The following is a 15,128-nucleotide window of genomic DNA, read 5'->3' on the forward strand; positions in this document are numbered from 1 at the left end:
GACACAATTCCCGGCGCAAGAACCGGGTTGGGAAAGGAGCATAATCGTCTTGGACCCTACGATGTCCCATGGAGGGCACGAAACCGGCCCTACGTTTGCAGCATTATGGAGCCCCGGTTTTTTGCTGCTGTTGATTGTTGTCGGTGTATTATATACGCTTGCGGTAGGCCGCTGGCGTAAAGACTTTGCGGATAGCGAACCCGTCGCATTGAAACAAAAGCTGTGGTTCTGGCTCGGACTGGCTTTGTGGTACGCGGCGGAAGGCAGCCCGCTTTCCTATTACGGCCATCACTACTTTTTCAGCGTCCATATGTTCCAGCAGTCGATTCTGTATCTGGTCATGCCTCCGTGTTTGCTGCTCGGTCTGCCGGGGTGGCTGCTGCGCCCCGTGTTAAAAGGCGAGACATCCAAACGGGTCATGCGATTCTTGACGAATCCGCTGCTGTCGCTGTTTCTGTTTAACTTCATTTTCTCTATGTATCACATTCCGATGATCATGGATGCTTTAATGGCCAACGCTGCAGCGTTGTTCATTTACAAAATCTTTTTCCTGCTGGCCGCCTTCCAAATGTGGTTCCCGGTGTTTTGCCCGCTGCCGGAATACAACACGATGTCCGAGATGAAACGGATGGCGTACATTTTCGTAAACGGGATTTTGCTGACACCGGCCTGTGCTTTGATTATTTTCGCCAGAGATCCGATGTACGCGATGTACTCGGCCGTTCCGGAGCAGCTCTTGCTGCTGCCGATGCTCGACGATCAGCAGTTGGGCGGCGTCATCATGAAGATCGTGCAGGAAATTGTATACGGTTTGGCTTTGGGCTTTACCTTCTTCCGTTGGTATCGGAGGGAGCGTAAGCAGGACGACGAGCTGCCCGATGAGCCTTATTTTCCGGCAGGAAGCGCCAATCGGGCCTAATTGGCAAGCTGGAATGTTTATTGCAAAGTGAACGGGTGGGGTACACGTGAAAATAGCGATTTTGCCAACGATCAGTACGTCTTTTATTGTAATAAGCGCTATCTTTGTCGCGTTCGGCTGGTACCATATTGTGAAGGGGAACCGGGAAACGCACCAAAAGCTGATGCTCTGGGGCGCAGGATTTGCGCTGGCGTTCTTTCTGATTTATGCCAGCCGTACGATCTTTGTCGGCAATACGTCTTTCGGCGGACCGGAGAACTTGAAGCTGGCTTATCATCTGTTTTTGTTTTTCCATATTACGCTCGCAACGCTCGCAGGTGTATTCGGCATTGTGACGCTGCTGCATGCGTTCAATAAGAGGTTTGCCAAGCATCGCAAAATCGGCCGTTGGACGGCAGTCATGTGGCTGCTGACGGCGCCGACGGGTGTGGCCGTGTACATTTTGCTTTATCTATTGTACCCGGGCGGGGATACGAAGTCGATGATTGATGCGATTTTAGGGCTGTAGATCGTTGCTAACTAAGAAGAGGCTGTTTGCCGAGTGGTAATGCTCGGGTGAACAGCCTCTTTGCCATGCCGGGAGCGCTTAATAATGCTTGAACCAGATGCCGGCGCATTCGGGAACGGTCGTCCAGCTATTTGCGACGACTTGGGAGGCCAGTTCATCGCCGAAGAAAAAGCGGGTTAGTTCTTCCGCTTCACTCAGGCTCTCGAATGTATAATCCGAGCGGATCCATTGGTGGGTAAAGCCATACTGCCGCTCCAAAGCCGCATAATAGTTCAAAAGAAAATCGGGCGGATTCGGTGTTTCGAAGCCTGTGCCCATCGTTTCGAAGATGATGACGGTTCCGCCGGGACGAAGCACCCGGTTTATTTCAAGCAGGATGCGCTCCAGGTTGGACAACCAGATCGGATCGTTGCTGTTCGCCAAGTAGCCCAGGCTCCAACCGGAAACGATCAAGTCCGCGCTGGCGTCCGGCAGGGGCAGCTCGCGGTGATCCGCGACGACTGTGCGCAAACGGGGACGATCCGTTTCGGCGATGCGCTCCTTCAAGACGTTCAGCATCGCGGCGGATGCATCGGTTGCCGTCAGCGACCGCGCTTGTCCGATCAACACGGACGACAACCTGCCGCTTCCGGCGCCCAGATCGACAATGTCGAGATCTGCGAAAGGTTTGATGGACTGCACGATGTGCGCCAATTCGGGTTGCTTGCTGATTAAGCGGTGGTAACGCCCAGCTTGCTCGGCATAAATTTGATCATGATTCGGCATAAGTACCTCTCCTTCATCGTATGTCGTTGCACCGATAGCGTACACCTTTCCGTTACGTGAAGGTCAAGGGGGAACCAAACCCGATTGTGCATTTATACGCTTAGACTGGATCGGACTCTTTTAGAGAGGGTTTGAACAGCCGTTCCGTCCGGGCATAAAGCTCAAGCAGCCGATTGCGGTCGATGAGATTGGCTTTGTGCTCGAAGGTCACGTGAAACCGTTCGTTCCGCTGTGCTAGGTAGGCGAGATAGGCGTAGGCGTTTCCGAAGCCGTCGTCATCGTCTTGCTCCGGCAGAACGGGAAGATGATGAATGAACCGGTCCGTTTCGTACCGGACGTTGCTGTAATGGACCAAATAAACATACGGCGCCACGACTTCGAGCCAGCGCATCGGCTCGACATTGTGAAATGCTCTTGCGGAAATATCCAGCCGGGACGTATCCACGACTAGTCCGATCTCCGGGTGCTCCCGGAACATCGTCGTAAGCAGTTCCTCATGCTCTCCCCAAAAATCATGCTCCAATATGATACGTTGTCCACAGCGGTGTTGAAGGTTGCAAAGCGTATCGAACAATCGAAGGGAGATTTCCCTAAGCTGAGCCGCATCGATCTGATCTGCATCATAGCGTTCGCCCGGCTTCGGCATGTTGGAGTAAATCTGCTTTGTTTCCAACGGGAATATCGGCACAAAAGGATAATGGAACAAATTATAATCGGCGCCATATTCCGCTGCTGTACGGACTTCACGTTCTACGCGGCGCAAGGCTTCTTCCCGCTCCTCGCGGTCTATGGATGTGATCCGCGGGAGCCGTACGGCTATCCGCCGAAAACCGGCGTATGAATGCCAAAGGAAAGACCCTTCTCTTTACAGATATTCGTTGTATACAATAAGCTTTCGTTATCGCGATACTGGCAAATTTCAATGCCGCCAATCGCATCGGAACCGAAACGTTCCATATCCTCTTCGCTGAATGCATTCCACATGCCAATCTGCAATCTTCTTCGGTTCATGCCCCGATCCCCTTATGAATGATAGAATGATAGGTTCTACATATTTTACCATCCCCCGAAGTTGTTTCCCAATCACCTGATAAAAATGGCCTTCACCGTTGAGAGTTTTTTTTAATATAATGACGTAGATTTTGGGGTGAACAATGGATTTGCGAAAGTTTCCTTTGGACAAAAAAGTTTTCCATGTACAAAACTATTCCGTTAAGTATATAATGGGGAATAATGGAATCGAGCGGAGATTAAAATGACGAAAGACAGGCAGGTGTAAACGAACCGTGAACATTCAAAGCTTATATCAAGAGGATCGCTCGACCCGCAGAGCACTTCTCATCTTGTTAAAGAAGCGGGGCAAAATCAGCATTCAGGAAGCGGCGGAGCAGCTAGGCATATCGGGGGTAGCCGTTCGGCGACATATTCACGAACTGCAAAAGGATCAATATGTGCAGACGAATATTCAACGCCAAAGTGCTGGGAGACCGACTTATTTATACAGCCTTACGGAAAAGGCAGGCACTTTGTTTGCGAATGGCTACGACGCGTTAGTCAATGATTTGATCGACGAAGTGAAGGATAAATTCGGGACTAGCCAAGTCAGCCGCTTGTTCGACCGGCGGAAAGAGAAATGGCTGCGGAAGCATGAGGATTCGTTTCAAGGTCTTGATTTGGAAAAGCGGGTAGAGAGGTTGGCCCGGCTGCAGGAGCAGGAAGGGTATATGGTCAAGGTAGAAAAGAGAGGGGACGGAACGATCGTCTTAGAGGAAGCGAACTGCCCGATCTATCAGGTGGCTGTCCGCTACCGGCAGGCTTGCCAATGCGAGCTGTCGTTGTTTCAAGCATTGCTTGCCGTGCCCGTTGTGCGCACGGAATGCATGGCCGAAGGCGGGCGGAGGTGCCAGTATATGATCAACTCGGGTCAGGCTTAGACTTGGAAGCGGAAGAGGAGGGCAGCAAATGGACGATACGATGAAGGGCCGCCCCGACCCGGAGACCATTACAGTGACGGACGACCGGTTGATTCCGGTCGTGGCTGCGCTGATGAATTTGACGGAAAGCTGGAAAGCGGAGCTGAACAAAGGCGCCGTTAGCCTTCCGATGGCCGTACAGATCGGAAAGAAGCTAAGCCATGAGCGGCAGCAGGCCTTGCTTGAGTTTTGGGAGGATGCCCGCTTGCCCGACAAATATATGAGCAGGGTGCTCCACGCCTTCGCCCGGAATATGCCCGAGTGGGCGGTGCATCAGGTGATCCGGATTTTCCGTCTCACGGAGAAGATCAAAGCTTCGATGGTCATGCTGAACGATTGGATGGAGCGGTTCGATGCACTTCACGAACGGTTCGAGCACGAATTCTGGGAAGGGGAGTGGCCTGGGGCGGAGGAGGAGCTGGCGCCGTATCTCGATAGGCTGGAAGCGGAATTTCAGGAGCTGTATCGGCAAGCATCGGACGAGAAAAAGTCGTATAACCGGCATTATGGAGACAACTCGTCGGACTCTGCGAGGGATTCTGCGAGAACGGCGGGGCCAAGCAGGGGACCGGTGTCTTTTCCGACGGTGATCGGCGCTGCGGACGATGCCTCGCCCAAGGAACTGAAGCAGCGCTACCGGACGTTAATGAAAAAGCTTCACCCCGATCACGGAGGCAGCGCTTATTTGTTCGATTGGGTCAAGCAAGCGCACGACAACTACATGCAGGGCAAATCAAGGTTATAAGAAAAGCTTCTTGTCGGTGAAATGATAAAACGGTTCAGCTTCGCTGAAAACTTATACATTCTATCATTATGACAAAAAGACCTGCTGTCACGCAGCAGATTCTTGGTTGTTGAGAAACTCTAGAAGTAGAAAAACTCAGATAAATAGAGGTGGGGTATATCCCGTAAGAGTTTACGTCCGCCTTTGAAACCCGTGAAAATACCGCTAATTCTAATCAAGTTCACGGGTAGATAGGGGGGTCCCCGGAAAGTAATCGGAATAAGCTTCCAAGTGTTACTTCACTTTCTGGGGGAGGGCAGCGGTTGGAGGGATATACCCCACCGGCGTATGCAGAGAATTTCTACGCGAAGCGGATTTCCCAACAAGCTCAGACCTGCTGTAACGGCAGCAGGTCCCGTTTAACACCGCTTTAAGCAAACGCGAGCCGTCGTCTGGCGAGTCCGGTCAAGAAGTACAGCAGGACGTGCAGGCTTATGCGCGACGTCCGGTCGCGCGTATCCCGGCTCGGGTCCACACAGACCATGTCCATGCCGATGACGCGGTTCCACTCCCCGAGCAGCTCGGCGCAGGTGAACAGGTCCACCGGCGAGAGGCCGCCGGGTCCGATCGCCGGCACGCCGGGGACGTCGGCTTGGTCCAGCACGTCGATATCGAACGTGACGTAGACGGAATCCGTCTTGGCGGCAAGCTCGCGGATCGTCCGTTCCAGAATCGGCTTGATGCCTTCCTCCCGGACTTGCCTTGCCGTATAAAGCGTAATGCCCTGCTGCTCGGCGAAGTCGCGGTACGCTTTGGAGTTCGCGAAGCTGCGCAGCCCGATATTCACGATATCCTCGCCTCGGATGACACTGTTCTCCACCAAACTGCGGATGGGGGTTCCATTCGATCTGCCGCCGTAGGCTGTATCCCGGACATCGAGATGGGCGTCGAACTGGATCAGCCCGATGCGTTCTTTGCGCACACTCTGAATGCCTGTCAGCGCCGGGAATGTAATCGAGTGGTCGCCGCCCACCAGACACGGGATCGTGGAAGGAAGCTGCTGCGAAATTTCTTGAAACGCCTGTTCGATATTACGGTGGCACTGCGGGATGTCGGTGACGTGCATGCCGACATCTCCGAGGTCGCCGACTTGCAAGCTGCTCAGGTCCAGATCCGCTTCGAAGTTATACGTCGTAAAGGCGCTGAACAGCTGTCTTAGCGTAGCGGGATGCAAATGGGCGCCCGAAAAGCTGATCGAGCTTTTCGACAGGGGAGCCCCGACGATTGCGGCGTCGAGCGGGCGCTGCCCGTCCCATTCCGTAATCCAGTCGCAGAGACGGGTCACATGCGGGTCGCCTGCGCCTGGGGTAAATACTACGCCGGGCCGCTGCAGATGAGTGAATTTGTGCATGACGGTTCTTTTTCTCCTTCGTTCGATTTTACGCTCTTCCTTACTTGCTTTCGAGCACTTGGCTCAGGAACATTTGGGTACGCGGGTGCGTCGGCTTCGTGAAAATTTCGGACGGCTTGCCTTCCTCGATAATGACGCCGCCGTCCATCACGACGACGTGGTCCGCGACGTCCCGGGCGAAGCCCATCTCGTGCGTGACGATGACCATGGTCATGCCTTCCTTCGCCAAGGTGCGCATGACCTGCAGCACCTCGCCGACCGTCTCCGGGTCCAGCGCGGAGGTCGGCTCGTCGAACAGCATCACCTTCGGCTTCATGGCGAGCGCGCGGGCGATGGCGACCCGCTGCTTTTGTCCGCCGGACAGGCTGGATGGACGGGCTTCTGCCTTGTCCTGCAGGCCGACCTTGCGCAGCAGCTCGCGCGCCAATTGTTCGGCATCTTCCTTGTTCATCCCCCGCAGCGAGGTCGGAGCCATCGTAATGTTGTGCAGCACCGACTTGTGCGGGAACAGGTTGAACGATTGAAACACCATGCCGACATCCTGACGGACGGCATTCAGGTCCTTCTGCAGCATTTCAACGGACAGGCCGGCTTGTCCTTGCATGGGAATGCGGCCGATTGGCTTGCCTTCGATGACGACGCTGCCTTTATCATACGTTTCCAGATAGTTGATGCAGCGCAGCAGCGTGCTTTTGCCCGAGCCCGACGGCCCGAGAATGACGACGACCTCCCCTTGCTGTACCTGAAGATCGACGCCGCGCAGCACATGGTTGCTGCCGAACGACTTGTGAATCCCGTTTATTCGTATCATCGCATATCATCCCCCGTCCCGAGACGTCTTTCCAGCACCAGGCCGATAAACCCGATCAGGTTGTTGACCAAATAGTAAAGAATCGCGATAGCCAGCAAAAACTCGATCGTTTTGTACGTGTCGGCAATCAGCAGGTTCGCCTGCCGGAACAGCTCGACGACCGTAATCGTCGACAGCAGGGAGGAGTTTTTCGTGAGCGAGATGAACTCGTTGGTCATCGGCGCCAGCATGCGGATCACCGCCTGCGGGATCACGATTTTGCGCATCGTCTGCGCATAGGAGAAGCCGAGGGAACGCCCGGCCTCCATCTGCCCCTTGTCGATCGATTGAATGGCTCCGCGGATGACCTGGGAAGCGTACGCCCCGCTGTACATGCCCAGGGCGACGACGCCGGATACCCATGGAACCGTATCGATGCCGAACACGATCGGCAGTCCGTAATAGAGCAGGAACAGCTGCACCAGCAGCGGGGTGCCCCGGAACCAGGACAGATAAGCGAGCGATACGTATTTCCATGGCTTGAACTTGGACATTTGTCCGAACGAAATGAACGCCCCGATGATCAGGCTGAGCGCAAACCCGCCCAGCGTATAAATGACCGTATACCATAACGATTGCAGCAGCAGCCGGATATTCTGCCACTCGCCAAGGACGCTGAAGTCAAAATGCTGCATAGTTTCCCTCCTAATCGCGAGCTAAGCTGCCGGTTCGGTTATTCGAACCATTTCTTAACAATTTCATTGTATTTGCCGCTGTCTTTGACCTTCTTGACCGCATCGTTGATAGCCTTCACGAATTCCGGGTTATCCTTGCGGATGCCGTAGCCGTAGTACTCTTCCGTGAGCGTTTGGGGCAGGACTTTGACCGTGCCTTTTTCTTTGGCGTAAGCTTTGGCGGCCGGGAATCCCGTAATGACCGCGTCGGCCTTGCCGGTTTCCAGCTCCAGGAACATCTCCGTGTTTTTCTCTACTTTGACCAGCTCGATGTTCTTGTGGCTTTCTTCCACGAATTTGACCGATTTCGTGCCGATTTGCACCGCCGCTTTTTTTCCGGTCAGATCGTCGAAGCCTTTTATCGTCTCGTTGTCTTTCTTCACCATGATCGAAAGGCCGCCCGGAAAATACGAATCGGAGAAGTCGATCGTCTTCTTGCGCTCGTCGGTAATATACATCGCCGAGACGATGAGATCGAACTTCTTCGCCTGAAGCCCCGGAATGAGCCCTTTGAACTCGGTGTCCACGAATTCGACTTTGTCGGCGCCCAGCTCTTTGGCCACCGCACGGATCAGCTCGATGTCGAAGCCTTCGAATTGATCGCCGGATTTGTACTCGAACGGCTTGAAAGTGGCGTCCGTTCCGACCGTAAGCGTTTTCGTCTTGGCGATTTTAGAAAGGATTTCGTTGCTGCTCGCAGCCGCCGCCGGAGCTTGCTGTCCTGCCGAAGCGTCGGGCTTGCTGCCGCACGCCGAAACCATAAGCGTCAACATACAGATTACTGCCAAATAAACCGGTTTTTTTGTTTTGAACATCATTGTATAATTCCCCCTGCATATCGTTTTGTCGTTACGCTTTTTCTATAAGCAAATATCGTGCCAATAGGTTTTCGGCAGAGCGAGCGGCAGGAGGGCTTGGCTTGGATTGGGGGAAGTAGCGGGTGAAGATGGGAGGGCCATGGAACGGAAAAGCGGCGAGCTGGGCGGAAAGTCGGCAGGCAGGCGAGGACCGGTAAAGTAGGCGGTGGGCAGGAGAAAATCGATGAAGTAGAGCGGCAGGCGGATGCAGCGGAAGAACGGTGTACAGTTTTGAAAGAGCGGCGGAAATTGCCGGGGCGGCGAAATCTGCCGGGCGGTTTTTGCCGCCCGGTCCTTATTCGGCGCGATAACGGGCCAGCTTGTCACGCAGCGTGCGCTCTCCGATGCCGAGCGTCTCCGCCGTCTTGCGCCGGTTGCCGTCCATCGCTTGGAGCGTGGACAGAATGACCTTGCGCTCGATCGCGTCCATCGTTTCTCCGACGTAAACGGGTACAAGCTTGCTTTCGGCGGGCTGCGCCGGCTTCGTCTGCAGATCTCCGGGCAGATCGCTAACCGTCACCCGGTCGCCGTCGGCCAGCGCAATCGAGCGTTCGATGATGTTCTGCAGCTCCCGCACGTTGCCGGGAAACGGATAGTCCAGCAGCAGTTGAAGCGCATCCGGCTCGATGCCTTTGATTTGCTTCGACATGCGCTCGTTGATTTTGTTGATGAAGTGCTGAATCAGCGAAGAGATATCTTCTTGCCGATCACGCAGCGGCGGCAGCAGGATCGGAATGACGTTCAGCCGGTAGTACAAGTCCTCCCGGAACTTGCCCTGCTGAATTTCCTTCTTCAAATCCCGGTTCGTGGCCGCAATAATCCGCACGTCGATTGCGATTTCCTTCTGCCCGCCGATCCGCATGATCGCTTTCTCCTGAAGCACGCGGAGCAACTTGCTCTGGAGCCCGATGTCGAGCTCGCCGATTTCGTCCAGAAAAAGCGTGCCGCCGTTGGCCGTTTCGAAAATGCCCGTTTTTCGGGCTACGGCGCCGGTAAAGGCTCCCTTCTCATAGCCGAACAGCTCCGACTCGATCAGATTGGCGGGGATGGCGGCGCAGTTGATCGTCGAGAACACCTGCTTCTGCCGGTCGCCGGCAAAATGAATCGCGCGCGCCACCAGCTCCTTGCCCGTACCGCTTTCGCCCATGATCAGGACGCTGGAGTCGATGTTCTTGACCTTGTCGATCAGCGAGAAGACGTTCTGCATCTGCGCGCTGTGCCCGATCAAGCCGTGCACGTCGTAGGCTTTTTGAATCTCTTCGTTCAGCCATTCGACCCGCGATTGCAGTTGAAACTGCTCCATCGCTTTTTCGAGCAGCACTTTCAGCTCGTGGATATCGATCGGCTTGGCAGCGTAATAGAATGCGCCTTGCCGCATCGCTTCCACCGCCGACGGGATGCTGCCGTACGCCGTCATGATGATGACGACCGTCCGGGGGGAGATGCTGCGGATTTGCTTCAGCACCTCGATGCCGTCGCGCATCCCGAGCCGCAGGTCGAGCAGGGCGATCGTGAAGGCGACGTGGGAGAACAGGGCGATAGCCTCGTCGGGGTCGGTGGACGCATAAACCTCGTAATCGTCTTCCAAAATAAACGAAAGCGATTTGCAGATCGAAATTTCGTCGTCCAGTATAAGCAGGTTCGGTTTAGGCATGCTCGTCTTCCTCCAATTGGCTCGGTAGTTTCAATACGATTCGGGTTCCGGCTCCTTTTTCGCTCGTCACTTCGATTTCCCCGCGGTTATCCCGCACCAGCTGGTAGCAGATCGACAGCCCGAGCCCGACGCCCCCGGCCTTTTTGGTGAAGAACGGCTCGAATATTTTCGGCAAATCGTCCGCATCGATCCCTTCCCCGGTATCCTCCACCTCTAGAATGACGAATGGCTGCCGCTCCTGCGCGGCGATGCGGAGCGTTCCGCCGCCCGGCATCGCGTCGATGGCGTTGCGGATCAGGTTGATCAGCACCTGCTTGATTTGCTGGGCATCCGCCCACACGTACGCGGAATCCGGCACATCGAGCTGTACGACAATGCGTCTTTCCTCGAAGAGATTATGAAAAAACAAAGCGACGGCCCGTACCGGCTCCTCCAGCTTGAACAGCGTTTTCTCGGGTGGCTTCTCGCGGGCGAAGTCCAGCAGCTCCGTCACGATCCGGTTCAGCCGCATCACTTCCTCGGTGACGTGCATCGTGAAAAATTCGCGGTACTCCTTGTTGTCGTACTTGAAGGGCAGCGCTTGGGAATACGACAAAATCGAAGTGATCGGATTGCGGATTTCATGGGCGATGCCTGCGACCAATTGGCCGAGCGATTGCAGCCGATCCCGCCGAGCCAGTTCGTCCAGCGTCTTCTTGTAGGCGTCCAGCCGCTTCTTCAATTCCCGCTTGAGCGTGAAGTTCCACCATAGGATCAGCAGCAGAACGGCGGCCGTAATGACGAGTCCCGCCACGACATAAGATAGCAGCTCCTTCAGCCGCGGAGCGGACGGATAAATATATTCGCCGAACCATTTTCGTTCGATTTTGGCATAGGTGCCGTTCGATTTCAACTCGCGCAGCCCGTGGTTGATCTCGCCGAGCAGCGCTTCGTTCTTCTTGAGCACGACAAGGCCGTAGTCCGTCGGGGCGATCGGATCGCCGACCAGCTTCACCTGGTCCTGTTGGCGGTTTTTTTGCAGCACGTACTGGCCGGTAATCTGGTTGCCGATAAAGGCGTCCACTTGCCCGCCGAGCAGAAGCCGGATCGCTTCCTCCTGATTTTCCGCCGCGAGCACGGTGGCGTTCGGAATGCGCTGCATCGCTTCGCTGCTGATGTCGCCTTCCTGCACGGCGATTTTACGGTTCTGCAGGTCGGTCAGCGAATGGACGGAATACGAGTCCTTCCGTACGAAGATGCCCTGCGAGCTTGTAAAATACGGCTCGGAGAAGCGGTAGCTCTGAGCCCGCTCCTGACTGTACTTCATCCCTTGAATGGCATCCACCTTGCCGCTTTCCAGCGCTTTGATCGCTTCGCTCCAGGGCATCGGATAAAATTCGAACGAAATGCCGGTTTCGAGCGAGAGCGCATTCAACATATCGACGTTAAACCCCTGAAACGTGCCGTTGGCGACAAATTCGAACGGCGGAAAATTGTTGTCTCCGGCGACACGCATCACCTTGCGCGGCTCCGAAGGAACGATATCGACTGCGGCGGCTCCGGGGAGCATGACGGATAGGAGCAGGACGGAGAGTATCGGAATAAAGGCAATAAATCTGACAAGCTTCATAGATGTTCGATCCTTTCTGCCGAGAGGGGGTCAAAGTGCGGCGAATAAATGGCCGCTGCGCGAGCGGATCATTCTTCCGATCGCTCTTGTCCCCGGATTCTTAAATTGGATAACACCTTCAGCGGTTAGAATCCGGGGACAAAGGCGACCGCTTACGCTTCTCCAGAACGATTCCGCTCGCTCCGCTGTTATTCGCCGGGCTTTTACCTAGTATTATATCTCCAAAAGCGGTTCATCGATCAAGTTTCTTCATTTCGTCCACTGGATCTTTAATAATTCCACTTTTGGAAGCGCTATGTTTTCCATACAATGGGATGCAAGGATGCGCTTTCATGGAATATGGAGCGTTTCCGAATCCTCTGAAGGGCGGAGGGGGATGCCCGGACTCGATGCCGGACAATCCGAAATTAATACCAAACGGGAGGAACACGATGAAAAAACGATGGACCGGTCTTCTACTGTTCATGTTCTCATGCCTGGTGTTTGCCGCGGGCGCTCAAGCGGCGCAGCCGCACTCATCCTACTGGTTCCCGGAGGATCTGCTCCGTTGGACGCCGCAGGGTGACAAGGACGCGGAGTTCAACCGCAGCACGATTGCTTTACAGGACCGCTTCACAGGATATCAGGTTAACAAGCAAGCTACGGTCGAGCCTAAAGTGGCAGCGCTTTCGGCGATGAACCGGCAAACCAGCGGCGTGCCGTCGCAAGGGTCGGAGAAGTTCGACGTGAATACGTTCGGCTATTGGGCTTACGTCGACAAACTCGTCTATTGGGGCGGATCGTCGGGCGAAGGCATCATCGTGCCGCCGAGCGCGGACGTGACGGATGCGGCCCATAAGAACGGCGTTCCGGTACTGGGCACCGTCTTTTTCCCGCCGAGCGTATACGGAGGCAAGTTCGAATGGGTAAAACAGACGATTCGGCAAAACCCGGACGGCACGTTCCCGGTAGCGGATAAGCTGCTCGAAGTGGCGAATTATTACGGCTTCGACGGCTGGTTTATTAACCAGGAGACGGAAGGCGCTACGCCGGAAGATGCCGCGACGATGCAAAAGTTCCTCGCTTACCTGCAAGCGAAGAAGCCGGCAGGGATGCAGATCATGTGGTACGATTCGATGACATCCAGCGGATCGATCGATTGGCAGAACGCGCTGACGGACCGCAACCAAATGTTCCTGCAGCAGGGCAGCGAACGCCGCTCCGACAGCATGTTCCTGAATTTCTGGTGGCGATCGCTGGAGCCGTCCGCGAGCAAGGCCAAGAGCCTGGGCCGCAGCCCGTACGAGCTGTTCACGGGCATCGATGTCGAAGCGAAGGGCTACGATACGAAAATTAGCTGGAACGCGATCTTTCCCGAGGGCAAGAAAGCGGTTACGTCGCTCGGCATTTATCGCCCGGACTGGGCATTCAACTCGTCGGAAAATCAAGAGCAATTTTACGCGAAGGAAAATAAATTCTGGGTCGGCCCGACCGGCAATCCGGCCAATACGTCCGGCACGGCGGATTGGAAGGGCATCGCGCACTATGTCGTAGAACAGTCGTCGGTGAACGACCTGCCGTTTACGACGAATTTCAATACGGGCAACGGGCAGCTGTTCGCCGTGAACGGGGAAGTCGTGCGGACGACGCCGTGGAATAACCGGAGCCTGCAGGATGTGCTGCCGACCTGGCGCTGGATTACGGAAAGCAAAGGGGAAGCGCTGAAGCCGAGCTTCGACTTCACGACCGCTTATTACGGCGGCAGCTCCTTGAAGCTGGCGGGAACGCTCAGCCCTCAGAACGCTACAAATCTTAAGCTGTACAAGACGGACCTGCTCGTAGAGCAGAACACGAAGCTGTCGTTTACCTTCAAGACGCAGACGAAGCACGCGGACTTGAAGGTGGGACTGTCGTTCGCCGATCAGCCTGATAAGTTCGTATTCCTCGACGCGGGCGGCCTGCATCCCGGAACGTGGGATACGCAGACGTTCAATCTGAATCCGTACCGCGGCAAGCGGATCGCCGCCATCTCTCTGTATGCGGACGCGAAGCAGACGATTTCGGACTTCTCGGTCAACATCGGGCAGCTTTCCGTCTATAACGCAAAAGACGATCCGAACCCGGTACCCGAGGTACGCGGCTTGAATGTGAAGGAAGCGGAGTTCAAGGACGGCATCTACAGTGATGCCCGGTTGGAATGGTCGGCGACGGACCGTCCGGTCCGCTATTTCGAGGTGTACCGGGTGAAGCCGGACGGCAGCAAAGAGCTGCTCGGCGTCACTCCGAACCGGGTGTACTACGTGCCGATGCTGCGCCGGATCGGACCGGAAGCGCAGACGAAGCTGGAAGTTGTCGCTCTCAGCGCAGACGGACGGCGCGGCAAAGCGGCGCAGACCGTGGTGACCTGGCCGGCGTATCCGAAGCCGGTAGCGGCGTTCGCGGCGGATAAGACGCTCGTCGCGCCGGGACAGCCGGTGACGTTCATCGACCAATCGTCCGAGGTGACGGAGCAGCGGGTATGGTCGTTCCCGGGCGGAACGCCGTCCACAAGCACCGAGAAGCAGCCGGTCGTCACCTATGCCGTCGAAGGAACGTACAGTGTGACGCTGACGGCGAAGAACTCGGTAGGCGATAGCACCGTGACCAAGGAAGCATTCATCACGGTGACCAAGGACGCTGCCGGCGGGGTGAAAAATCTCGCGCTGAACAAGCAGGCGACGGCGGACGGCGCTTGCGGACCGAACGAAGCGGCGGCCTACGCCTTCGACGGCAAGGTGACGGGCAACAGCAAGTGGTGCGCGCTCGGCAGCGGGCCGCACTGGTTGTCTGTCGATCTGGGCGCGAGCTACACGATCAGCGAGTTTGTGGTGAAGCATGCGGAAGCGGGCGGTGAAGCGGCCGCGTTCAATACCCGCGACTTCCACATTCAAGTGAGCAACGACGGCAGTACTTGGAGCGACGTCGTTCAGGTTCAAGGCAATACGGCCGCGGAGAGCAAGCATCCGATCGCGCTGACGAAGGCGAGATACGTGAAGCTGACGATCGATAAAGCCACGCAAGGCGGCGATACGGCCGCTCGTATTTACGAGTTCGAAGTGAACGGATTGGCAAAATAGCACGGAGGCCGCTTGTCTCTCTTATCTGCGGATAAGGAGACAGGCGGTCTTTTTGCCCCTTTCCGAATACGACGCTGTCCGGAGCCGCG

General features: G+C 55.7%; 15 protein-coding genes. 5 read left to right on the forward strand and 10 right to left on the reverse strand.

The window, feature by feature from the left end:
- Positions 1-49 precede the first annotated feature (49 nt).
- Both NI000_RS28690 and NI000_RS28695 read left to right on the forward strand, forming a co-directional pair.
- Complete coding sequence (locus NI000_RS28690; RefSeq protein ID WP_253414779.1) at positions 50-919, forward strand: cytochrome c oxidase assembly protein; 870 nt, start codon at positions 50-52, stop codon at positions 917-919.
- Positions 920-965: 46 nt separating this feature from the next.
- On the forward strand, positions 966-1,427 hold the full coding sequence (locus NI000_RS28695; RefSeq protein WP_253414780.1) for a DUF420 domain-containing protein: 462 nt from the start codon (positions 966-968) through the stop codon (positions 1,425-1,427).
- A gap of 78 nt (positions 1,428-1,505) precedes the next feature.
- Here the strand turns inward: NI000_RS28695 and NI000_RS28700 are convergent, their stop codons facing one another.
- From NI000_RS28700 to NI000_RS28710, 3 genes are all read right to left on the reverse strand, one after another.
- Positions 1,506-2,192 (reverse strand): class I SAM-dependent methyltransferase, encoded by a 687-nt coding sequence (locus NI000_RS28700; protein WP_253414781.1) that lies wholly within the window; start codon positions 2,190-2,192, stop codon positions 1,506-1,508.
- A gap of 100 nt (positions 2,193-2,292) precedes the next feature.
- Entirely contained in the window at positions 2,293-2,955 is a 663-nt protein-coding gene (locus tag NI000_RS28705; protein ID WP_253414782.1) for a sugar phosphate isomerase/epimerase, read from the reverse strand.
- A gap of 53 nt (positions 2,956-3,008) precedes the next feature.
- Entirely contained in the window at positions 3,009-3,203 is a 195-nt protein-coding gene (locus NI000_RS28710; RefSeq protein WP_253414784.1) for a hypothetical protein, read from the reverse strand.
- Between the two features lie 275 nt (positions 3,204-3,478).
- Here NI000_RS28710 and NI000_RS28715 point away from each other — a divergent pair, with 275 nt between their 5' ends.
- Together NI000_RS28715 and NI000_RS28720 are read left to right on the forward strand one after the other, a co-directional pair.
- Positions 3,479-4,126 carry a helix-turn-helix transcriptional regulator gene (locus tag NI000_RS28715; RefSeq protein WP_253414785.1) on the forward strand — a complete coding sequence of 216 codons (648 nt, stop codon included), beginning with the start codon at positions 3,479-3,481 and terminating at the stop codon, positions 4,124-4,126.
- Positions 4,127-4,154: 28 nt separating this feature from the next.
- Positions 4,155-4,910, forward strand: a complete 756-nt coding sequence (locus NI000_RS28720) for a J domain-containing protein (protein ID WP_253414786.1) — start codon at positions 4,155-4,157, stop codon at positions 4,908-4,910.
- A gap of 409 nt (positions 4,911-5,319) precedes the next feature.
- On the opposite strand, the gene NI000_RS28725 is transcribed toward NI000_RS28720, so the two are convergent.
- The 7 genes from NI000_RS28725 to NI000_RS28755 form a co-directional block, all read right to left on the reverse strand.
- Positions 5,320-6,300, reverse strand: a complete 981-nt coding sequence (locus NI000_RS28725) for an agmatinase family protein (RefSeq protein WP_253414787.1) — start codon at positions 6,298-6,300, stop codon at positions 5,320-5,322.
- Positions 6,301-6,340: 40 nt separating this feature from the next.
- On the reverse strand, positions 6,341-7,111 hold the full coding sequence (locus NI000_RS28730; RefSeq protein ID WP_253414788.1) for an amino acid ABC transporter ATP-binding protein: 771 nt from the start codon (positions 7,109-7,111) through the stop codon (positions 6,341-6,343).
- Complete coding sequence (locus tag NI000_RS28735) at positions 7,108-7,785, reverse strand: amino acid ABC transporter permease (RefSeq protein WP_253414789.1); 678 nt, start codon at positions 7,783-7,785, stop codon at positions 7,108-7,110. The genes NI000_RS28730 and NI000_RS28735 overlap by 4 nt, the downstream gene beginning before the upstream one ends.
- 38 nt (positions 7,786-7,823) lie before the next feature.
- Positions 7,824-8,597, reverse strand: coding sequence for a transporter substrate-binding domain-containing protein (locus NI000_RS28740; RefSeq protein WP_253414790.1), 774 nt, complete (start codon positions 8,595-8,597; stop codon positions 7,824-7,826).
- Between the two features lie 87 nt (positions 8,598-8,684).
- Positions 8,685-9,008: a hypothetical protein gene (locus NI000_RS28745; protein ID WP_253414867.1), complete on the reverse strand. Its 324-nt coding sequence runs from the start codon at positions 9,006-9,008 to the stop codon at positions 8,685-8,687.
- Entirely contained in the window at positions 8,977-10,335 is a 1,359-nt protein-coding gene (locus NI000_RS28750) for a sigma-54-dependent transcriptional regulator (RefSeq protein ID WP_253414791.1), read from the reverse strand. Before NI000_RS28750 ends, NI000_RS28745 begins: the two co-directional genes overlap by 32 nt.
- Positions 10,328-11,944, reverse strand: coding sequence for a transporter substrate-binding domain-containing protein (locus NI000_RS28755; RefSeq protein ID WP_253414792.1), 1,617 nt, complete (start codon positions 11,942-11,944; stop codon positions 10,328-10,330). The genes NI000_RS28750 and NI000_RS28755 overlap by 8 nt, the downstream gene beginning before the upstream one ends.
- A gap of 431 nt (positions 11,945-12,375) precedes the next feature.
- Here NI000_RS28755 and NI000_RS28760 point away from each other — a divergent pair, with 431 nt between their 5' ends.
- Complete coding sequence (locus NI000_RS28760) at positions 12,376-15,039, forward strand: endo-beta-N-acetylglucosaminidase (RefSeq protein WP_253414793.1); 2,664 nt, start codon at positions 12,376-12,378, stop codon at positions 15,037-15,039.
- The last annotated feature ends 89 nt before the right edge of the window (positions 15,040-15,128 follow it).

It is taken from the genome of Paenibacillus tyrphae, from assembly GCF_024158745.1.
GTDB lineage: Bacteria > Bacillota > Bacilli > Paenibacillales > NBRC-103111 > Paenibacillus_G > Paenibacillus_G tyrfis_A.

Bases quoted from the DNA above. Each gene is read 5' to 3' on its own strand.
- NI000_RS28710 (WP_253414784.1), bottom strand. From the start codon at position 3,203: ATGAACCGAAGAAGATTGCAGATTGGCATGTGGAATGCATTCAGCGAA.
- NI000_RS28725 (WP_253414787.1), bottom strand. From the start codon at position 6,300: ATGCACAAATTCACTCATCTGCAGCGGCCCGGCGTAGTATTTACCCCA.
- NI000_RS28750 (WP_253414791.1), bottom strand. From the start codon at position 10,335: ATGCCTAAACCGAACCTGCTTATACTGGACGACGAAATTTCGATCTGC.
- NI000_RS28740 (WP_253414790.1), bottom strand. From the start codon at position 8,597: ATGTTGACGCTTATGGTTTCGGCGTGCGGCAGCAAGCCCGACGCTTCG.
- NI000_RS28700 (WP_253414781.1), bottom strand. From the start codon at position 2,192: ATGCCGAATCATGATCAAATTTATGCCGAGCAAGCTGGGCGTTACCAC.
- NI000_RS28755 (WP_253414792.1), bottom strand. From the start codon at position 11,944: ATGAAGCTTGTCAGATTTATTGCCTTTATTCCGATACTCTCCGTCCTG.
- NI000_RS28760 (WP_253414793.1), top strand. From the start codon at position 12,376: ATGAAAAAACGATGGACCGGTCTTCTACTGTTCATGTTCTCATGCCTG.
- NI000_RS28730 (WP_253414788.1), bottom strand. From the start codon at position 7,111: ATGATACGAATAAACGGGATTCACAAGTCGTTCGGCAGCAACCATGTG.
- NI000_RS28735 (WP_253414789.1), bottom strand. From the start codon at position 7,785: ATGCAGCATTTTGACTTCAGCGTCCTTGGCGAGTGGCAGAATATCCGG.
- NI000_RS28720 (WP_253414786.1), top strand. From the start codon at position 4,155: ATGGACGATACGATGAAGGGCCGCCCCGACCCGGAGACCATTACAGTG.